Annotated in this window: 21 protein-coding genes and 1 pseudogene; 12 read left to right on the forward strand and 10 right to left on the reverse strand. The window is 72.5% G+C overall.

What is annotated here, in order from left to right:
* Nucleotides 1-45: 45 nt before the first annotated feature.
* Entirely contained in the window at nt 46-921 is an 876-nt protein-coding gene (locus BIV23_RS22345; RefSeq protein ID WP_071382709.1) for a glycerophosphodiester phosphodiesterase, read from the forward strand.
* A 41-nt stretch (nt 922-962) separates the two neighbouring features.
* On the forward strand, nt 963-1,517 hold the full coding sequence (locus BIV23_RS22350) for a methylated-DNA--[protein]-cysteine S-methyltransferase (RefSeq protein ID WP_071382710.1): 555 nt from the start codon (nt 963-965) through the stop codon (nt 1,515-1,517).
* Nucleotides 1,518-1,553: 36 nt separating this feature from the next.
* On the opposite strand, the gene BIV23_RS22355 is transcribed toward BIV23_RS22350, so the two are convergent.
* On the reverse strand, nt 1,554-1,985 hold the full coding sequence (locus BIV23_RS22355) for a VOC family protein (protein WP_071382898.1): 432 nt from the start codon (nt 1,983-1,985) through the stop codon (nt 1,554-1,556).
* Between the two features lie 108 nt (nt 1,986-2,093).
* On the opposite strand from BIV23_RS22355, the gene BIV23_RS22360 reads away from it, so the two are divergent.
* Nucleotides 2,094-2,999 carry a pseudouridine-5'-phosphate glycosidase gene (locus tag BIV23_RS22360; protein WP_071382899.1) on the forward strand — a complete coding sequence of 302 codons (906 nt, stop codon included), beginning with the start codon at nt 2,094-2,096 and terminating at the stop codon, nt 2,997-2,999.
* A complete protein-coding gene (locus BIV23_RS22365) occupies nt 2,996-3,919 on the forward strand; it encodes a carbohydrate kinase family protein (protein WP_245790601.1) in 924 nt (307 codons plus the stop codon). The genes BIV23_RS22360 and BIV23_RS22365 overlap by 4 nt, the downstream gene beginning before the upstream one ends.
* Before the next feature lie 527 nt (nt 3,920-4,446).
* On the opposite strand, the gene BIV23_RS22370 is transcribed toward BIV23_RS22365, so the two are convergent.
* The gene (locus BIV23_RS22370; protein ID WP_071382711.1) at nt 4,447-5,241 is read right to left on the reverse strand and encodes a methyltransferase domain-containing protein; all 795 of its coding nucleotides are present in this window, start codon (nt 5,239-5,241) and stop codon (nt 4,447-4,449) included.
* 204 nt (nt 5,242-5,445) lie between these two features.
* On the opposite strand from BIV23_RS22370, the gene corA reads away from it, so the two are divergent.
* Nucleotides 5,446-6,573, forward strand: a complete 1,128-nt coding sequence (corA, locus tag BIV23_RS22375) for a magnesium/cobalt transporter CorA (protein WP_071382712.1) — start codon at nt 5,446-5,448, stop codon at nt 6,571-6,573.
* A 48-nt stretch (nt 6,574-6,621) separates the two neighbouring features.
* Here corA and BIV23_RS22380 read toward each other — a convergent pair whose 3' ends face one another.
* Together BIV23_RS22380 and BIV23_RS22385 are read right to left on the reverse strand one after the other, a co-directional pair.
* Nucleotides 6,622-7,263 carry a nucleoside/nucleotide kinase family protein gene (locus tag BIV23_RS22380; RefSeq protein WP_177239995.1) on the reverse strand — a complete coding sequence of 214 codons (642 nt, stop codon included), beginning with the start codon at nt 7,261-7,263 and terminating at the stop codon, nt 6,622-6,624.
* A gap of 149 nt (nt 7,264-7,412) precedes the next feature.
* Nucleotides 7,413-7,778, reverse strand: coding sequence for a winged helix-turn-helix transcriptional regulator (locus tag BIV23_RS22385; protein ID WP_071382902.1), 366 nt, complete (start codon nt 7,776-7,778; stop codon nt 7,413-7,415).
* 320 nt (nt 7,779-8,098) lie between these two features.
* Here BIV23_RS22385 and BIV23_RS22390 point away from each other — a divergent pair, with 320 nt between their 5' ends.
* From BIV23_RS22390 to BIV23_RS22405, 4 genes and pseudogenes are all read left to right on the forward strand, one after another.
* A complete protein-coding gene (locus BIV23_RS22390; RefSeq protein ID WP_071382713.1) occupies nt 8,099-8,827 on the forward strand; it encodes an NAD(P)-dependent oxidoreductase in 729 nt (242 codons plus the stop codon).
* Nucleotides 8,828-8,884: 57 nt separating this feature from the next.
* Entirely contained in the window at nt 8,885-9,586 is a 702-nt protein-coding gene (locus BIV23_RS22395; protein ID WP_079173294.1) for a DUF2293 domain-containing protein, read from the forward strand.
* Nucleotides 9,587-9,746: 160 nt separating this feature from the next.
* A pseudogene (locus BIV23_RS22400) lies at nt 9,747-10,226 on the forward strand (anthrone oxygenase family protein).
* A gap of 204 nt (nt 10,227-10,430) precedes the next feature.
* Complete coding sequence (locus tag BIV23_RS22405) at nt 10,431-11,918, forward strand: glutamate synthase subunit beta (RefSeq protein WP_071382904.1); 1,488 nt, start codon at nt 10,431-10,433, stop codon at nt 11,916-11,918.
* Between the two features lie 114 nt (nt 11,919-12,032).
* Here BIV23_RS22405 and BIV23_RS22410 read toward each other — a convergent pair whose 3' ends face one another.
* On the reverse strand, nt 12,033-12,551 hold the full coding sequence (locus tag BIV23_RS22410; RefSeq protein WP_071382714.1) for a carboxymuconolactone decarboxylase family protein: 519 nt from the start codon (nt 12,549-12,551) through the stop codon (nt 12,033-12,035).
* A 46-nt stretch (nt 12,552-12,597) separates the two neighbouring features.
* Between BIV23_RS22410 and pdxR the strand changes: the two genes are divergently transcribed.
* Complete coding sequence (gene pdxR, locus BIV23_RS22415) at nt 12,598-14,019, forward strand: MocR-like pyridoxine biosynthesis transcription factor PdxR (RefSeq protein WP_071382715.1); 1,422 nt, start codon at nt 12,598-12,600, stop codon at nt 14,017-14,019.
* 284 nt (nt 14,020-14,303) lie between these two features.
* On the opposite strand, the gene BIV23_RS22420 is transcribed toward pdxR, so the two are convergent.
* Complete coding sequence (locus BIV23_RS22420; protein ID WP_071382716.1) at nt 14,304-14,558, reverse strand: DUF397 domain-containing protein; 255 nt, start codon at nt 14,556-14,558, stop codon at nt 14,304-14,306.
* A complete protein-coding gene (locus BIV23_RS22425; protein WP_071382717.1) occupies nt 14,559-15,419 on the reverse strand; it encodes a helix-turn-helix domain-containing protein in 861 nt (286 codons plus the stop codon).
* A gap of 202 nt (nt 15,420-15,621) precedes the next feature.
* Here BIV23_RS22425 and BIV23_RS53970 point away from each other — a divergent pair, with 202 nt between their 5' ends.
* Both BIV23_RS53970 and BIV23_RS22435 read left to right on the forward strand, forming a co-directional pair.
* Entirely contained in the window at nt 15,622-16,542 is a 921-nt protein-coding gene (locus BIV23_RS53970; RefSeq protein WP_425443509.1) for an ATP-binding protein, read from the forward strand.
* A gap of 17 nt (nt 16,543-16,559) precedes the next feature.
* Entirely contained in the window at nt 16,560-17,018 is a 459-nt protein-coding gene (locus BIV23_RS22435; RefSeq protein WP_071382905.1) for a hypothetical protein, read from the forward strand.
* Nucleotides 17,019-17,045: 27 nt separating this feature from the next.
* Here the strand turns inward: BIV23_RS22435 and BIV23_RS50445 are convergent, their stop codons facing one another.
* The 3 genes from BIV23_RS50445 to BIV23_RS22445 form a co-directional block, all read right to left on the reverse strand.
* Entirely contained in the window at nt 17,046-17,222 is a 177-nt protein-coding gene (locus tag BIV23_RS50445) for a hypothetical protein (protein ID WP_177239996.1), read from the reverse strand.
* Nucleotides 17,223-17,397: 175 nt separating this feature from the next.
* Nucleotides 17,398-18,048, reverse strand: a complete 651-nt coding sequence (locus BIV23_RS22440) for a DUF899 domain-containing protein (RefSeq protein ID WP_071382718.1) — start codon at nt 18,046-18,048, stop codon at nt 17,398-17,400.
* 128 nt (nt 18,049-18,176) lie between these two features.
* Nucleotides 18,177-19,343, reverse strand: a complete 1,167-nt coding sequence (locus BIV23_RS22445) for a cytochrome P450 family protein (protein WP_071382719.1) — start codon at nt 19,341-19,343, stop codon at nt 18,177-18,179.
* Nucleotides 19,344-19,604: the final 261 nt, after the last annotated feature.

Genomic DNA, 19,604 nt, shown 5'->3' on the forward strand with positions numbered 1-19,604 from the left:
GTCACTCTTGTGGCAGTCGGTATCAATTCGACGCGAGGAGTCTGTATGCACGCGCGCGTAGTGGCCACCACCACCGCCGCCACGGTCCTGGGGATCGCGACGGTCCTGCTGATCACCACCCCCGATGCCCGGGCCGGCGGTTCCGGCGAGCCGACGGTGATCGGGCACCGGGGCGCCGCCGCCTACGCACCCGAGAACACGCTCCCCTCGATCGACAAGGCCGCGAAGCTGGGCGTCACCTGGGTCGAGAACGACGTCCAGCGCACCAAGGACGGTGAGCTGGTCGTCATCCACGACGACAGCCTGAAGCGCACGACCGACGTCGAGCGGGTCTTCCCCGGGCGGGCGCCATGGAAGGTAAAGGACTTCACCGCGGCCGAGATCGCCCGGCTGGACGCGGGCAGCTGGTACTCCCCCGCCTACGCGGGCACACGCGTGCCGACACTCGCGCAGTACATGCGCCGGATCGAGCACAACCACGAGAAACTCCTCCTGGAGATCAAGAACCCCGAGCTGTACCCGGGCATCGAGCGGCAGACGCTGAAGCTCCTCGGCAAGGAGGGCTGGCTGGACGGGAGCCATCTGAAGCGGCTGATCGTGCAGAGCTTCAGCGCCGACAGCATCCGGACCGTCCACGAGCTGAAGCCCGCGGTCACGACGGCCCTGCTCGGCTCGCCCAAAGTGAGGCAGCTGTACCAGGACGCGTGCTTCGCCGATCTCATCAATCCCTCGTACGGGTCACTCTCGCGCGGCTACGTCGCAGCCGTGCACACGTTCAAGGGGCCGCACGGCAAGAAGCTCGGGGTGTTGGCCTGGACGGTGGACGACGCGGCCGACGCCCGCACGGCCGCGGAGTACGGCGTCGACGGGATCATCACCAACAAGATCGACGTGGTGCGCGCGGCGCTGGGCTCGCACTGAGCCGGGCGGGCGTTGTCAGTGGCGGGCCGTACGGTGGTCGCATGGACAGCGAACGGCAGGATGAGCAGCGCGTCGTATGGGCCGTCGTCGGCAGCGACATCGGCCCGCTGATGCTGGCCGCGACCCGTGACGGCCTGGTCAACGTCGTCTTCCACGCCACGGACGCGGTGCGCGACCGGGCGCTGGAGCGGCTGGCGTCCCGGTTCGGTGCCGCCCCCGTCGAGGACCCGGACGCGCCGCCGCTCACCGAGGCCATACGCCAGTTGCGCGCGTACTTCGCGGGCGAGCGGCACGACTTCGACCTGCCGCTGGACTGGTCGCTGATCTCCGGCTTCAACCGCCAGGTACTGCGCGAGCTGGCCTCCGGGGTGCCGTACGGCACGGTGGTGGGGTACGGCGATCTCGCGGGGCGGGTCGGACAGCCGGGCGGGGCGCAGGCGGTCGGCGCGGCCATGGGCGCCAATCCGCTGCCGGTGGTCGTGCCGTGCCACCGGGTGGTGGAGCGCGACGGCGGTATCGGAGGCTTCGGGGGCGGGCTGGAGACCAAGCGGAAGCTGCTCGCCCTGGAGGGCGTGCTGCCCGAGCCGCTGTTCTGACCGCTCCCGGGACTGCGCACCGTTTGCTCGGCGCCACTATGCGTCGTAATGCCGGGCCTCGAAGACATTGCCGTCGGGGTCCCGGAAGTAGAACGAGCGCGGGGCACTGCCGCGGGCGCCGAAGGAGTCGTGGCCGATGTCGGACAGGGGGACGCCGTAGCGCTCCAGCCGGGCGCGCAGGGCCTCGAAGGCGTCGGCCGGCAGGGACAGGCAGACGTGGTTGACCGGATGGCCCGCGCTGTCGGCCGCGCCGGGCAGCATCCTCATGCGGTCCGCGAAGGTGTGCGGGGCGAGGTCAAAAATGGTCTCCTCGTTGACGCGCACCGAGGGGAACGGCACCTTGCCCTCGACGAACTCGGTGAGTCTGACGGGCTCCAGACCGACGGCCTCGGTGTAGAAGCGGGCCGCGGCCACCGGGTCGGCCACCCACAGGACGACATGGTCCAGACGCATGCTGTTCTTCGTCATGTGCTCCAGGCTGGTGGCGTCTCCCACAGGCCGCAAGCGTTTAGGCGCTCCCGGCGCCCGCCAGAGATCCAGGTACGAACAGCCGACGGACAGGAGGCGATGCGCGTGGTGCTCGTGGTGTCGGAAGAGGTCCGGGAAGCGATCGACGCGCGGCGGCCGGTGGTGGCCCTGGAGTCCACGATCATCGCGCACGGCCTGCCCCGTCCACGCAATCTGCATGTGGCGCGAGAGCTGGAGGACGCGGTGCGGCGAGAGGGTGCCGTACCGGCGACGATCGCCGTCCTGGACGGACGCCCGCGTATCGGGCTGGACAAGGAGCAGTTGGAGCGCGTCGCGAACGAGGACGGCATCCGCAAGCTGGGCCACCGCGACCTGCCACTCGCGGTGGCCTCGCGGGTGAGCGGGGCGACCACGGTGTCGGCCACGGCGCAGCTGGCCGCGCTCGCGGGCATCCGGGTGTTCGCCACGGGCGGGCTGGGCGGTGTGCACCGGGAGTGGACGGTGACACAGGACGAATCGGCCGACCTGGGGCTGCTGGCACGGACGAGGATCACGGTGGTCTGCGCGGGTGTGAAGTCGATCCTGGACGTGCCGGCGACGCTCCAGCGGCTGGAGACCCTCGGCGTGGCCGTGGCGGGTTACGGCACGGACCGCTTCCCCGGCTTCTACCTCTGCGACTCAGGGCATCCCGTCGACTGGACCCTGAGCAGTCCGGACGAGGTCGCCGAGGTCATGCGGGCCCAGGACGCGATGGGTGCCGTGGAGTCGGCGCTGATCGTCGCCAACCCCGTCCCGGAGGCGGAACAGCTCGATCCCGAGCTGCACGCGCGCGTGCTCGCCGACGCGCTGCGGGCCTGCACGGAGCAGGGCGTCAGCGGGCAGGCGGTGACACCGTTCCTGCTGGACTACCTGGTCCGGCACACGGACGGCGCGTCCCTGAGCGCCAATCTGGCGGCCGTGCGTGGCAACGTACGGCTGGCGGCGCGGATCGCCACGGCCTGGACCAGGGAGTGACCACGCGCCGGGACGGGGCCCTGCTGGTCGTCGGGGACGTGATCACGGACGTGGTCGCCCGGCACCGGGGGCCGCTCGCGGCCGGCACCGACACGGTCGCCTCGATCCGCACGCTGCCCGGCGGGGCGGGCGCGAACGTGGCCTGCTGGGCCGCCCACGCGGGCTGTGCGGACGTACGGCTGCTGGGACGGGTGGGCGCGGACACTGCCGCGTGGCACGAGCGGGAGCTGCTCTCGGCCGGTGTACGGCCCCGGCTCGTGGTCGATCCGGAGGCGGCGAGCGGGACGGTGATCTGCCTCGTCGACACAGGGGCGGCGGCCGAGCGCACGTTTCTCACGGACAGCGGGGCTTCCCTGCGGCTCGAACCCGACGACTGGTCCGACGCGCTGCTCGACGGGGTCGCCCGGCTGCACCTGTCGGGCTATCTGCTGTTCACGGAGCCGAGCCGGGCCCTGGCACGTACCGCACTCACGGCCGCACGCGCGCGTGGAGTGCCCGTCAGTCTGGATCCGGCCTCCGCCGGCTTCCTGACACGGCTGGGCGTGGACCGGTTCCTCGCGTTCGCCGAGGGGCTGGACGTGCTGCTGCCCAGCCGTGACGAGGCATGTCTGCTGACCGGCCTGCCGGATCCGGCGGACGCGGCGGCCAAGCTGAGCCGTCTGGTGCCGCTGGTGGTGGCCAAGGCGGGCGCGGACGGGGCCCTGGTGGCCCGTTCCGGCACCGTGCCGACGCGTATCCCTGCGACACCGTCGGTTCCCCGGGACACCACGGGAGCGGGCGACGCCTTCACCGGCGCGTTCCTCGCCGCCCTGCTCGCGGGCGCGGATCCGCAGGAGGCGGCGGCCCAGGGCTGTCGGGCGGGCGCGCAGGCGGTGGGCCGGGTGGGGGCCAGACCGCCGATTCCGGGGAGCGGCGCGTAGACGTCGGACAGTCGGCGGGATACGGCGGGGGTACGGCGGCGGCCCGTCTGCAGGGGCCACCGGCCACAGCGCATGTTCGGTCGGCTGTGCCGGAAGCTGCGCTCTGCGCACTCCCGGGCCACTGCGGCAGGTACGGAGGGCGGGTCCGTAAGGGCGGTGCATGCCGGTCGGCTGGGGCGAGATGCCGGGCGGCGTGCATGACCGCGCGACGCGCACGGCCGGGCGGCGTGGCGGAGCGCCGCGGACAGCTCAGCCGGTGTGCGCCTGGCCGGTGCACGAAGGCTCGGACGGCGACGGGCGCGCTACGCCGGTGTCATGCGCGCTCGGCAGGACCTCGATGCCGCGAACGCCCGGTAAGCGCCGGCGGACGCCGGCTGCGGGGCCTGCGGACGGCTCGGGGCCTGATCGATCGCCCGCCGTGGCCGTTCGGCGGACGGCCGAGGCTCTGCCCGCCCGGCCGCGGTGGTCGTGGCGGCTCGGGCCGTGCGGTCGGCTGCGTAGGCTACGTCTTCCCTCGCCACCGTCCCCTACGCCTTCCTCCCCCACACCGAGATCATCGGTGCGGTGGCCAGGTCCATGCAGCCGGTCTCGACATGGGCCAGGTGCTGGTCGATCTCCTCGTCGGTGGCGAGTCCGGCGGCGACGAGGCGGCCGCGGATCTGACGGACCGTCGCGGCCTCCAGCGCGGTGCAGGCGGGCGAGGTCATCGGGAAGTAGGCGTCGGCCGTCACATCGCTGAGCCCTGCCTCGCGGAGCAGGCGCGGAAGCTTGCGGCCGTACGAGAGGTCGGCGCCCCGTTCGGCGAGAAGCTTGCGGAAGCCCTGGCGCAGCCGGTTGGCGAGCCGCTGTTCGGGGCCGTACTCGTCGGGGCAGATCAGGGGCTGGAGGGCAGGGTCCGCGTCTTCGACCAGCAGCAGGCCGCCGGGGCGCAGGGCCTGGATCATGGATCGCAACGCCCGTTCCCGGTCCGGGACATGCACGAGCACGAGCCGGGCGTGGACCAGGTCGAAGCCTTCGGCCGGCGGTGCCTCGGTGCCCACGTCGTGGACGCGGACCTCGACCGGCGGGTGGGCCGCGGCGGCGATCAGCGAGGTGTCGATGTCGGTGGCGACGACCTTGCCGGTCGGGCCGACCTTCTCGGCGAGCCAGGACACCACGGAGGTGCCGCCGGCCCCGACTTCCCAGCAGCGCCATCCCGGTCCGACACCCAGACGCTCGATGTGCCGGATGGTCGTGGGGTCGAAGAGCGTGGCGAAGGCGTCGAAGCGCTGTCCCGCCTCGTTCTGCCGGTTGTCCAGAAGGTACCCGTCGGATCGCGTCATGTCGGGATCATCCCACCCGGCTTGTCCGGATCCGCCTGCGCTCCGAGCGCGGGAGACCGGCGGAACCGGCCCTTTGTCCACAGGCGGGAACCAAGCGGAACCTTGTGTTCCCACAGGCTTGCCCGCGTTTTGCCCTCGCCTGGCAAACTGCTCGAGCAAGGCGCGAAAAGCGTTACGTGAGGAGATCCGAGCGAGGAGACCCAGATGTCCATGGCAGGGAATCTGCGCAAGGTCACGGGACTGGGCAAAGCCGCCGGCCTGCGCAAGGTGGCGCGGCTGGCCCGGCGGCAGCCGCGCGTGGACCTGAGCCATCCCGCCAGATCACCGCTGGGGTCCTCGGTGGTCAACTGCGTGACGTATCAGGACGGCGTGCGGGTGCCCACCTGTCACGACCTCGTGGACGCCGTGAAGATGGTGCGCAAGACCGGCGAGGGCTTCGTCTGGCTGGGGCTGCACGAGCCGACGGACCGTGAGTTCGCCGGGATCGCGGAGCTGTTCGACCTGCATCCCCTGGCGGTGGAGGACGCGGTCGAGGCCCATCAGCGCCCGAAGCTTGAGCATTACGGCAACACGCTCTTCGCGGTCTTCAAGACCGTCTGCTACGTCGAGCACGAACGGCTGACGGCGACCAGCGAAGTGGTGAACACCGGCGAGATCATGGTGTTCGTCGGCGAGGACTTCGTCATCACGGTGCGGCACGGCCGGCACGGCTCACTGGGTCCGCTGCGCGAGGAGCTGGAGGCTCATCCGCACCAGCTGTCGAAGGGACCGGCGGCGGTGCTGCACGCCATCGCCGACCTTGTCGTGGACGACTATCTGAGCGTCACGGACGCGGTGCAGGCCGATATCGACCAGGTCGAGACGGATGTGTTCTCGGAGAACGGCGCTCGGCTCGACCCCGGCCGCATCTATCAGATGAAGCGCGAACTGCTGGAGCTGAAGCGGGCGGTGGTGCCGCTGAGCCGCCCTGTGGAGGACCTGGCCACCCGGCCCATACGGGTCGTCCCGCCGGAGATACAGGCCTACTTCCGCGATGTGCTCGACCACCTGATCCGGGCCAAGGACCAGATCGCCGCCTTCGACGAGCTGCTCAACTCCATCCTCCAGGCGCACCTCGCGCAGGTGACCGTCGCGCAGAACGAGGACATGCGGAAGATCACCGCCTGGGCCGCGATCATCGCCGTTCCGACGATGGTGTGTGGTGTGTACGGCATGAACTTCGACCACATGCCCGAGTTGCACTGGCAGTTCGGATATCCGCTGGCCATGGCCGTCATGGCGGGGGCGTGCGTGGTGCTGTACCGGGGCTTCCGGCGCAACGGCTGGCTCTGACCGGCACCGGGCAGCGACAAGCGGCGGGGGACAGAACAGCGGGGCGGATCAGCCGCTCCAGGCGGGATGGCGCGGGTCGTCGGCGCGCACCAGGACGTCCGCCGTGCCGGCGGGATCCGTCTCGGACGCGTAGCGCTCGAAGGCGGGCAGCGTCCAGTGGTCGGCTTCCGGGGTACGGCGGCGCAGAGCGGCCGGGGAGAGGAGGAGGTGCACGGTCAGGTCGAAGGGGAACCAGTGGTGCAGCAGGAGGGGGCCGTGGAGCAACAGGATCCCGCCGGGCGGGAGTTGGACGTAGGTGCTGCGGGTGGCCCGGTCGGTGGCCGGATCCCACAGGTCGGGCAGGACGCGCCCGCTGCCTCCGGGGTCGAGCGGGCCGAAGACCTCGCGCCACAGGGCACCGGTGTCGAACCATCCGCCGAAGTACGACTCCGCGTCCCGCCGCCCGTGTTCGAGGCGTAGCGAGGCAGGTCGGAGGAAGCCCTCGGTGCCGATCACGAGCGAGGGCCGGCCGCGCACGCGCAGCGCCTTGCCGACGCGTTCGGCGAGGTCCCCTGGGCGGGCGGCCGGGGCTCCGTCGAAGCCGACGCGCGGCCAGGCACCTCCGTCGGCCAGCTCCAGACCGGCCAGCCGGTCCGCCAGCAGTTCGGCGAGCCGGTCCCAGGTGATCGCTTCGAGTCGCACACGGCCCATGATGCCGGGTGGCCGAGAGCGGGGCGGCAGCGCCTGCCAGGGACGGAGCGCCTGCCGGAGACAGAAGGTGCCGCCGAGGACGGGGCGCCTGCCCGGGACGGGGATGCGCTGTGGCTGTTGGCTGGTCTGCCCTGCGGTGAGCGGGCGGGTCAGTCCTGGTCCGCGGCTGTGGTGTCAGCAGCACCGGCTGCCCGCCGGGCCGCCAGGAGGGACGGGAGATGTGCCTCGCTCCAGGCGCGGGCCGCGTCGAGGAGCGGGATCAGGGTGCGGCCGAGGGAGGTGAGGGCGTATTCGACGCGCGGGGGGTTCTCGTCGTAGGCGGTGCGGGTGATCAGGCCGTCGCGCTCCATGGCCCGCAGGGTCTCGCTGAGGACCTTGGGCGTGACGGCCTTGAGCGGGACCCGGAGTTCGCCGAAGCGGCGCGGGCCGTCCTGGAGGCAGCGGATCACCATGCCGGCCCACTTGTCGCCCACGCGGACCGGCATCGCGGACGACGGACAGAGGGGGTGGAACATGTCGGGATCGAGAGGCGCGGGACGGCCGGCGTCCGGCGCACCGGCGATGTCCGGCCCACCGGCGACGGGCCGCGCCGAGCCCACCGTCCCCCGCGACACGTCCGGCCTCCCGCGGGACACGTCGACTGCCTGTCGCACATCGCGCGTACCGCCGGCCGTCACCCGAGCCATGTCGGCTGTTCGCCGAAGACCATCAGTCGTCCTGAGGGGTGCGTCGGACATGTGCCGAGGGTAGCGCCGATACCGTTGAAGTAACCGGGGGTCCGTTCTCTAGCGTCCTGGTTCGGCACGAACAGCCGGACAGGAAGCGGAGGTCGGGAATGGGCGGGATCGTGGTCTTCGGTGCCGGAGGCCGGGCCGGGCGGGCGGTGACGGCCGAGGCGCGGACCCGGGGTCTGACCGTGACAGCGGTGGTTCGGGAGCCGACACGGTATCCGGATCTGGGTGCGCGGGGTGTGACGGTCGTGCGGGGTGATGTCCTGGACGCCGGGTCGGTCGCCGGGGTCGCTGCCGGGCATGTCGGTGCCGTGCACGCCGTTTCACCGGCGAGCGGACCGGACGACGGGGTCGACGCGGTGGACCCGGGGTTCTTCGTGCAGGCCGCCGACGCGCTGCTCGACGGGCTCGGCACGGCCGGGGTGGCGCGGCTCGTCGCGGTGGGGCTCGGGGCGAACCTGCTCGGCACGGACGGGCGGATGGTGCTGGACGACCCGGTGGCCTTCCCGTCGGCGCTGCGGCCCTTCGCGCTGGCGCACACCGCCGGGCTGGACCGGCTGCGGGAGCGCGGGGACGGGCCCGTCGACTGGGTGATGCTGACACCGGCCGGGTTCCTGGAACACGGCGGGCCGCGGACGGGGCGGTACCGCGTCGGCGGGGAGCGGGTGCCCGGTGGGGCGGGCGAGAGCGGCGAGCGGAGCGACGGTGATGGTGCCGGCCGGCCGTGGCTGTCGTACGCCGATCTCGCGGTGGCGGTGGTGGACGAGATCGAGGCGCCCGTACGGCACCGTGCCCGGGTTTCGGTGTTCAACGTGCGGGACGGGAAGAGATGAGGAGGACGACGGGCAAGGACACGGAGTCAGGCGGCGGTGGCGGGGAAAGTACCGCGTATGGGCCTTCCCACGATGCCAACTCCCCACTCCCCCGGGCGGCTTGTGGTCGTCCAGAGCGCCAAGCGCAAGCGCTGTTCCGTCTGCCGGGGCGGGCCGCTGTCGCTGCTCGTGCTGGAGGACGGGGCACCGCGCTGCCTGGACTGTGCCGACCTCGGGCACCTGGTGTTCCTGCCGCGCGGTGACACGGCGCTGACCCGCAGATCGCGGGAGGAGAGCGCGCTGTCGGCGGTGGTGGTGCGGTTCAACCGGCGCAGGAGTCGCTACGAGCGGCAGGGCGTGCTCGTGGAGGAGGAGGCGCTGTCCCGGGCCGAGGCCCGCTGTCTGGTGGACGCCGAGGCGCGGCGCCGGCGGCGGGCGCGGGACGCGCGGCGCAGGGCGGTGGAGGACGAGCGGTTCGTGGCGGCGTTCGCGGCCGAGATCCTCCGGCTGTTCCCGGACTGCCCGGCCGAGCGGGCCCGGGCCGTCGCGGCGCACGCGTCCGTGCGGGGCAGCGGGCGGGTCGGGCGCAGTGCGGCCGGGCGGGCGTTGACGGAGGGGGCGGTGATCTCGGCGGTCGTGGCGGCCGTGCGACACGTGGACACGCCGTACGACCAGTTGCTGATGAGCGGGATGCCGCGGTACGAGGCGCGGCGCCGGATCGCCCCGGCCGTGGAGGCGGTGCTGCGAGCGTGGCAGGGCGCGGGGGCGGAGGTCGGATGAGCGGGAGGAGAGAGAAGGGAGGGCGTGCGAGGGGAGACTCCCGCTTACGGGGGCGGTCGGTTCGGCCACGGTCGGTGCGCCGACCTGGGCGTCGACTGGAGGTGATGGTGCTGCCGGGCCCGGCCCGGTGGGCGGGACGAGACGGGATGAGGGCGTGGAGATGATCGACGGGCCGTTCTTCGTACTGGTCGTGGCGGGTGTTCTCGGCACCGGGCTGATGGCCGGGGTCTTCTGCGCCTTCTCGGCCTTCGTGATGCGGGGGCTCGGGGCGTTGCCGCCCGCGCAGGGGGTCGCCGCGATGAAGGCGATCAACGTGGCCGCGGTGCGGGCCCCTTTCATGACGGTGTTCGGGGGCGCGGCGGTGCTGAGCGCGATGATCGCGGTGGTGACGTTCGTGGTCTGGCCGGGGGACGGGACGGTCGAGCTGCTGCTGGGCAGCGCGCTGTACCTGTTCGGCTCGTTCGGGCTGACGGCGGTCGCGAACGTGCCCCGCAACGACAGGCTGGCCCGGTTGACCCCGGGTGCGCCGGAGGCCGCGGTGTACTGACCGGTGTATGTGCGCGAGTGGACGTTCTGGAACCACGTGCGCACCGTCGCCTCCGCCGCGTCCGCCCTCGTCTACGTCCTGGCCCTCACCTGACCCGCCCCGCACCCCGGCCGACCCGCCTGACCTGCCCCACCTCCGGCCCCCGCCTGCCTCCCCGCTTCTCTCCCCCCGACCCGTCTCCGGAGGGCGCGCGAGAAAGCGGTTTCCGCCGCTCTGCGCGGTCCACGCCGCCGCTCTGCGCGGTCCACGGTACGGACGTATCGTGGCCGGAAGAGTGCCGGAAGAGTGGCGACGATCATGGCCGATCCCAAGGGTTTCATGACCACGCCGCGCCAGGAGTGGCCGCGGCGGCCCGTCGAGGAACGGGTGCGGGACTGGGACGAGGTCTATGTCCCGGGCGCGCTGCTGCCCATCATCAGCAAGCAGGCCGACCGCTGCATGGACTGCGGCGTCCCGTTCTGTCACGACGCCTGCCCGCTGGGGAATCTGATCCCGGAGTGGAACGACCTGGTCTCGCGGGAGGACTGGCGGGCGGCGAGCGACCGGCTGCACGCGACGAACAACTTCCCCGAGTTCACCGGGCGGTTGTGCCCGGCGCCCTGCGAGGCGGGATGCGTGCTGGCGATCAACCAGCCGGCCGTGACCATCAAGAACGTCGAGTGCGCGATCGGCGACCGGGCCTGGGAGGAGGGTTTCGTCCCGGCACGGCCGCCGGAACGGCTGTCGGGGATGACGGTCGCCGTCATCGGTTCCGGGCCCACCGGGCTCGCGGCCGCGCAGCAGCTGACCCGGGCCGGGCACACGGTCGCGGTGTACGAGAGGGACGACCGGCTCGGCGGGCTGATGCGGTACGGCATCCCCGAGTTCAAGATGGAGAAGCACCATCTTGAGCGGCGGATCGGGCAGATGCGGGCCGAGGGGACGAAGTTCCGCACGTCGACGGCGGTCGGGCGGGACGTCGGGGCGGTGGAGCTGCGCGGGCGGTACGACGCGGTCGTCGTCGCCACGGGGGCCACGGCGTGGCGGGAACTTCCGGTACCGGGCCGGGCGTTGGACGGGATACACCAGGCGATGGAGTATCTGCCGCTGGCCAACCGGGTGTGTGAGGGGGATCTGGAGGTATCACCGCTGTCCGCGGCCGGGCGGCACGTGGTGATCGTCGGCGGCGGGGACACGGGTGCGGACTGTCTGGGCACCGCGGTGCGCGAGGGGGCCGCGTCCGTGACCCAGCTGGACATCTACGCGCAGCCGGATGCCGAGCGGGACGAGGACACCGAGCCGTGGCCGACGTACCCGAAGATCTACCGGCTGTCGGCCGCGCACGAGGAGGCACGGGATCTGCGTACGGCTCCGGCGGCGGACGCGGACGCGCGACTGTTCGCGGCGTCCACGCTCCGCTTCGCCGGGGACGGCAGCGGGCGGGTGCGGTCGCTGCATCTGGTGGAGGTCGACGAGCGGCGGGAGCCGGTGGCGGGCACCGGGCGGACGCTCCCAGCCGATCTCGTGCTGCTCGCCCTCGGGTTCACCGGGCCGGACCAGGAGGACGGGATGATCGCGCAGTTGGGGCTGGCGCTCACTCCGCGCGGCACGATCGCCCGGGACGACGGCTTCGCGACCAACGTCCCCGGGGTCTTCGCCGCCGGGGACGCGGCACGCGGCCAGTCGCTCATCGTCTGGGCGATCGCGGAGGGCCGGGCGGTGGCGGCCGCCGTCGACCACTATCTGACGGGTTCTTCGCGCCTGCCCGCGCCGGTCTCTCCGGGGGATCGGCCGATGAAGGTGTGACCCGCGGAGAGTCCGGCGCGGGCAGGCGCTGTCGGAATGCGCGTCGGCAAGCGCGTCGGAATGCGTCTCGGCATGCGCCGTCGGGGCGGACCCGACGCGACAGCGGGCGGGCGGTCAGCCCTTGCGCTCGTCCGTGCCCGCCACCTTGCCCGTCGACAGGGCAATCCGGTTCCAGGTGTTGATCGTGAGGATCAGGGCGAGGACGTGGGCCAGTTCCTGGTCGTCGAACTGGGCGGCGGCCTCGGCGTAGACCGTGTCGGGGACGCCTCCGTCGGCGACCAGGGTCACGGCCTCCGTCAGGGCGAGGGCGGCCTGTTCCTTCGGGGTGAAGAAGTGCCGGGCCTCGCGCCAGACGGCGACCATGTGGAGCCGGTCCTCGCTCTCGCCGGCCTTGCGGGCGTCGTTGGTGTGCATGTGCAGGCAGTAGGCGCAGTGGTTGAGGTGCGAGGCGCGGATCTGGATCAGCTCGACCAGCGCGGGGTCGAGGCCCTCGCGGGAGGCGGCGTCGAAGCCGACGACGGCGCGGAAGACCTTCGGCGCGGACCTCGCGAGATCGAGTCGGGTGCGGGCGGCGTCGGCGGCGTTGATCGCGCTGGTCACATGGGCGATGTCGGTGATCGTGTGCGTCGTCATGGCTTCAGCCTAGGAGCCGGAAAGACCGGCTGTAGGGTGCATTTTCATGAGGGAATCGTGGGTCAATTCCGCCGAGCGGATCGGCGCCGACCTGCATCTGGAGCTGTCGGGTCCGGGCGGTCGGCGGGCCGCGCTGATCCGGGCGCTGCGGGAGGCCGTGCGCAGCGGGCGGCTGGCTCCGGGCACCCGCCTGCCGCCGTACCGTTCGCTCGCCGCCGATCTGGGCGTGGCCCGCAACACGGTGGCGGACGCGTATGCCGAGTTGGTCGCGGAGGGCTGGCTGACCGCCCGGCAGGGATCGGGCACCCGGGTGGCCGACCGGGCGGAGCCGCTGCGGGGTGCCGTACGGACACCGGTGAGAACGCCCGTACGCGCGCGTGGGCCCCGGCACGACCTGCGGCAGGGCGCGCCGGACGCGTCGTCGTTCCCGCGGGCCGCGTGGGCGGCCGCGTACCGGCGGGCACTGCAGGCGGCGCCGAGCGAGGCGTTCGGGCCCGGGGATCCGGCTGGGCGCCGGGAGGTGCGCGAGGCGCTGGCGGAATATCTGGCACGCGCGCGTGGAGTGCGCACCGAGCCGGACCGGATCGTCGTCTGCTCGGGCTTCGCGCACGCGCTGCGGCTGTTGTTCGGGCAGGGCGCGGGCGGAGTGCTGCGCGGTCCGGTGGGTGTGGAGGCGTACGGGCTGGGCTTCCACCGGGAACTGCTCGCGACGGCCGGGGTGCGCACGGTGCCGCTGCCGTTGGACGAGGACGGCGCGCGCGTGGATCTCCTCGGGCGGGAGCACGCCGTACTGCTCACGCCCGCGCACCAGTTCCCGACCGGAGGGCCGCTGCATCCGGAGCGCCGGGCGGCCGTGATCGACTGGTCACGCGCGCGTGGGTCGATGGTGCTGGAGGACGACTACGACGGCGAGTTCCGCTACGACCGCAGGCCCGTCGGCGCGCTCCAGGGCCTCGATCCGGAGCGTGTGATCCACATCGGCTCGGTCAGCAAGAGTCTGTCGCCGGCGCTGCGGCTGGGCTGGATGGTGCTGCCGGAGCGGTACGTCGGGCCGGTGCTCGCGGCGAAGGGTGAGCGGGAGGCCTGGGCGAGCGTCCTGGACCAGCTGGCGCTCGCGGAGTTCATCGTCTCGGGGGCGTACGACCGTCATGTACGGCGCATGCGGCAGCGCTACCGGCACCGGCGCGACCGGCTCGTCGCCACGCTCGCGGCGCACGCACCGCACGTCGAGGTGACGGGCCTCGCGGCCGGTCTGCACGCCGTGCTGCGGCTGCCGCCGGGCACCGAACGGTCCACGGTGAAGGCCGCCACGTGGCAGGGCGTCGCCCTGGACGGCCTCGCCGCGTTCCGTCATCCGCAGGGCGAGCCGGCGGCGGGTGACGGGCTGGTGGTCGGGTACGCGGCCCCCGCCGAGCACGCCTACGGCGCGGCGCTGGAGGCGCTGTGCGCGGTGCTGCCGCCGGGGTGAGGGACGGCAGCGCGGGGCGAGAGTGACGCCGGTCGGACGGGGCTTCTCGACGGTGACCGCCGACTCCCACGGGGAGGGTGGCGCCGAATCCTGCGGGGTCATGCCGGCTTCTCCGCGGCGGAGCCGGCCTCGCGCGGGTCGTCACCGGGGGGCCGCCGGAGGACGGTTCGGACGGCAGGCGGGCCGGGCGGGGCGACCGGTGTTCGGGCGGGGATGGTCAAGGTCGCCGTCACGTCATTGCCAGGGGAGGGAGGTCGGCTGAACAACAAGGAGCACGAGGAGGGTCAGGACAGCAGGAAGTCGGCCTCCCCCGCCTTGGCTCCCTCGATGAAGGCGGTCATCTCGTCCGTGGTGTAGATCAGCGCCGGCCCGTCCGGGTCGGTGGACTGGCGCACGGCGATCCGGCCGTCGGCCAGCTTCATCGCCTCCAGGCAGTTTCCGCCGTTGCCGCCGCTCCAGGGCTTGTGCCACCCCTCGCTGCCCAACTCCCGCGCGGGCATGCCGTTGTAGACGTGTCCGCGCGGCTTGATGCGATCCATTCACAGCTCCTTGCGAAGATCCTGGAGGATCTCCTTCGTGCGTTGTGCCGTAGCGGCCTGCGCCGCCATGCGGTCCATGACCTCGAGGTGGGTCGCCACCTCGGTGCGCGCGTCCAGGTAGACCGCGCCGGTCAGGTACTCGCTGTAGACCATGTCCGGCAGTTCTGACATGGCAAATCGGAACAGCACGAAGGGCCCGTACGTCCCCGGGTGCGGCCCGTGGGCGAACGGGGCCACCTGGAGCGTCACATGGGGCAGCTTCGTGGCCTCCAGCAACTTGTCGATCTGCGCGCGCATCACCTCCGGGCCGCCGACCTGCCGGCGCAGGGCGGTCTCGTCCATCACCGCCCAGAAGCGGGGCGCGTCGGAACGGCTGAGCAGGTTCTGGCGTTGCATGCGCAGCGCGACGTGCCGTTCGATGTCGTCCGGGCTGGTCTGGCCGATGGCACCGGACTTCAGCACACCGCGCGCGTAGTCCTCGGTCTGGAGCAGGCCGGGGACGAAGTGCGGCTCGTACGAGCGGATCAGGGCGGCCGCACCCTCCAGGCTGACGTACATCGAGAACCAGCCCGGCAGGATGTCGTGGAACCGCTGCCACCAGCCGGGCTTGTTGGCCTCTTCGGCGAGCTGGACGAACACGTCGGCCTCGTCGTCCGGTACGCCGTACGCCTTGAGCAGCAGTTGCAGGTACGGGATCTTGAGGGCGACCTCGGCCGTCTCCATACGGCGGACGGTGGCGGGGGCGACACGCAGCACGCGGGCGGCTTCCTCGCGCTTCAGCCCGGCGCGTTCCCGCAGGTCCAGCAGGCGCCGTCCGAGGACCACCTGGCCCACCGTCGGCGCGGACCGCGGCTCGCTCACGCTGTCACCTCCACGGAATCCACCGAAAGCCCCACTCCACGACTCGTTCGAAGACCGGGGCGGATCTCCGATGACTCCAATTGGCGCCGCTCGACGTGCTGTTGCGAGCAGTGTGCCACGGCCTCTGACCGAGTCATACAGCACTCTGCAATTTTCAGAGTGACACTTGCCAAGTGTTCATGGCAGGGAGATAGTGGCAAGCGTGATTCCGTCCGCGCCCTTAGGAACAGATGCCGCCGCAGACCGTTCCGGTCTCGGTGCCGCGTCGGGAGCGGCCCCCCGGTGGGGCGCTGCCGAGCGCCGGTTCCGCTTCGAGCTGGCCGCACATCCGGGTTCCGTCGCCCAGGCGAGACGCCTGGCGCATGCCCGGCTGACGGGCTGGTCCGTCTGCGCGGACACCTGCGACAGCGCGGTCCTGGTCATCTCCGAGCTGGTCACGAACGCGATCGTGCACACCGCGAGCAGCCATGTCGTGTGCGAACTGCACGATCACGAGGACATCGTGCGCATGGCCGTCCTCGACGAGGGCTGCGCCCCCGGCGAACCGCACCCGGCTGCGCAGCGCCCGGACGACGAGCACGGGAGGGGACTGTTCCTCGTCGACGCGCTGTGCCGGGCCTGGGGCGCGCAGGAGCACGGCTCCGGCCTGCTGGTCTGGGCCGACCTGCCGCGCCGGAGCGACGCGGCCCAGGTCACCGCCGAGCCGTGCAACGACCTCGGCTGGGGTGCTCGCCCGAAGCCGGACCGGCCCGCCGACACCCGCCAGGACGGCCCGGCCGGGGCCGGCCACGAGGGCGCGGGGCAGGCCGCCGACGCGGTCCACGCGAAGCGCAGGATCCCCGAGCAGCCCGGCCGCGACGACGACCGTACGCGTGCGGAGACACCCGGCCACGGAAGCGGCGGGGCTCCGGAACAGTCGCTGCCTGGGGCGCCCGAGCGGCGGCACCGGCCCGCGACGGCCGAGTACCGGGTGCAGCAGGCGTCCGAGCAGCACTGCCACGGGATGTCCGAGCAACTCCGGCACGGCATTCCGGAGCCCCGCCGGCACGGGTCCCCGGACCGCCCGTGGCACCAGCCGCTGCACCGGGCCCCCGAACAGCGCCGCACCGGGGAACTGCCGTGACCGGCGGCGGACCCGACATCACGGGCGCGGAGCACAACGGCCCGGCTTCCGGCTCCGGTTCCGGCCCCGAGCGTGCGCTCGGTCTCGACACCCTCGTACGGCTGCGACGCCGGCGGCCCGTCCCGGAGGCACCCCGTCGGCTGCTGCTGCCCGAGGGTATGACGGCCCCGCTGGGCTGTGACGCCGTGGCCGTGCCGGACCGCCTCGGCCCGCTGGTCGTACCGCGGCTGCCCCGGCTGGGCTGTGTGTACACCGACGGCGCGCAGTGGTGGTGGATCGTTCCGTCGGACTCCGACTACGCCCTGCCCTGGCCGACTCCGTCCCAGTACGCCCCCGGCGCCCTGGTCACCGGTCCCGCGCGGCTCGTCCACCGCCCCGAGGGCACGGTGCCGTACACCCCGCCGATCCCGCTGTACCTGGCCCTGTGCCGGGTGCTCGGCACGGCTCCGGACTGGTCGCGGGCGGTCTCGGCGTAAGCCCCCCGCGTCCGAGCCTCCGGACGGTCACTCCGAGCCGTCGCCGCCGCGCACGATCACCAGGAACGTGTCCGTCGCGAGGTCCATGACGACCTCTGCGGGCAGGCCTTCCTGACGCCGCGCGTGCGCGAACTCCTCCGCGGGCCAGGACCCCCGCGGACCGCCGGCGGGAAAGCGCTCGAGCACCGTTCGCCCGTTCACCATCGCGCACCTCCAGAAAGCGTCGCTCTTGGAGGAGTTAACGCCCTGGAGGCGGCGAACGCTTCGCTCGGTGAAGGCACTGAGACATTACCTACACCCGTTCGCCGCGGATCAGAAGAATGCGTTCACTTTTTGACATCAGGTGCACACGCTGCGTCAGCGAATTGCATGGTACGTGTCAGTAGTCGTACTCGTCGTGCAGCCGGAGCCGGTCGCTGCCTGCGGGGCTGCGGCCCAGCGCGGTGAGGTCGAGCAGGCCGGTGATGGTGCAGGCGCCGTCCAGCCCGTCGTCGAAGGCCGAGTAGGTGTGGAAGACCCGGTCGTGGTCGCGCAGAAAACAGCTGATGCCCGCGCGCTCGACCGGGCCGCGGTCGGAGTCCACGGTGGCCTCGAAGTCGCGGTTGAAGTCGCCGTTGGACGCCGCGTACGAGTACCAGGGCACCGCCCAGCCCATCCGCGCCTTGAACGGCAGGATGCGGGTGAACGGGGCCCGGGAGACGGACGCGAACGCGGTGTTCCGGGCGCGCAGATGTGCGAGGTGGCCGAGCTGGTCCAGGAAGGCCGAGCAGCACGGGCAGCCGGTCCGCCACTCCGGGGCGAACATGAAGTGGTGCACGATGAGCTGGGACCGGCCCTCGAAGAGGTCGAGGAGCGTGGCCTTGCCGTCGCCGCCCTCGAAGACGTACTCCGTGTCGACCTCGACCATGGGCAGCCGCCGTCGCTGCGCGACCAGTGCCTCGCGCGCCCGTGCGACCGCCTCCTCCCTGCGCAGCAACTCCTCGCGCGCCGCGCGCCACTGCTCGCGCGAGACGATCTCCGGAAGCGACATGGGCCCTCCTGTCCGACGGTCGGTTCGGGGTGGTGACCGATGCCGGGAGCGGAACTCATCGCTGTCCGCGAAGAATTCTCCGGCGCCTTCGATGACGACGCCGTCGACGACCGACGCCTCGGGGGCCGTCAGTAGGTCACGGGCAAGGCTGTCAGCCCCCGGGCGCGCATCGACCGGCGCCAGGTCGGATCACCCTCCGCCAGGGCGAGTTCGGGGAAGCGTTCCAGCAGGGCGGCGAGGGCGATCTCCACCTCCGCGCGGGCCAGGGGCGCGCCGAGGCAGTAGTGGATGCCGTACCCGAGAGCGAGATGCCCGGTGGCGTCGCGGGAGAGGTCGAGGCGGTCGGGGTCGGGGAAGCGCTCGGGGTCGCGGTTGGCGGCGGCCGGCGAGACCCAGACCGTCTCGCCCGCCGGGATGGTCACCCCGGCGATCGTCACGTCCTCGACCGGGAAGCGGCGGATGCCGAGCAGCGCGGGCCCCTCGAAGCGCACCAACTCCTCCACGGCGGCCGGGATCCGCGCCGGATCCTCACGCAGGGCGGCGAGTTGGTCCGGATGCTGCAGGAGGGCGAGCACGGCGTTGCCGATGAGCTGGACCGTGTTCTCGTACCCGGCGAAGAGGATGAGGAAGGCCAGCGACATCAGCTCGTCCTCGCTGAGCCGGTCGCCCTCGTCGCGTACGGCGATCAGGTCGGACAGGAGGTCGTCGGCGGGCTGGGCACGCTTGGCGGCGAGGAGGCCGGTGAAGAAGCCGAGCATGGCGACCACCGCCTCCTTGGCGGCCTCGGGGCGTGCCGGGTCCGGGGCGACCAGGGCATCGGTCCAGATCCGGAAGTCCGGGCGATGGCCGGCCGGCACGCCGAGCAGGTCGCAGATGACGGTGACGGGCAGCGGGGCGGCGTAGGAGGCGACCAGGTCCGTGCTGCCGTGCGGGCCGAGGGAGTCGAGGAGTTCGTCGGCGGTACGGCGGACAGGTCCGCGCAGCTGCTGGACGCGGCGCGGGGTGAAGGCGCGGCCGACCAGGCGCCGGATGCGGGTGTGGTCCGGCGGGTCCATGTTGAGGAGGTTGGCGTCGAGGGCGGGCGGCAGCGAGAACCCCTTGTAGGCGCCGGCCGACGCGTGCCGCTTGTCCAGTGACAGCCGGGGGTCGGCGAGCGCGGCCCGGACGTCCTCGTACCGGGTCACGAGCCAGGCGGCGGTGCCGTCGGGGCCGGTGATGCGGTGCACGGGTGCGGTGGCGCGCAGCCGCCGGTAGACGTCGTAGGGGTGGGAGACGAGGTCGTCCGCGAGTTCCATGATCCTCAGCCTACGGGGCGTCAGGTGTCGTCCTCCTGGCTGCGCCGCCCGTGTCCACGGTCGGTGAGCGCGGACACGGGACGCTCCAACTCCCGCGCGGCGGAAGGAAGATCGAGGGCGAGGCTGTGGCGGGCGGGGCCGGTGCCGGGCCGGGCACGGTTCCCGGAGGGGGCGCAGGGCCGCCGTCGGCGCGATCGCGCGGCAGTCGACCGGTCTCGGCATCGGCCCCCGGCATCGCCACCTGCCCGCGCGCGTCGATCC

The sequence above is a fragment of the Streptomyces monashensis genome (genome assembly GCF_001866665.1).
GTDB classification, from domain to species: domain Bacteria; phylum Actinomycetota; class Actinomycetes; order Streptomycetales; family Streptomycetaceae; genus Streptomyces; species Streptomyces monashensis.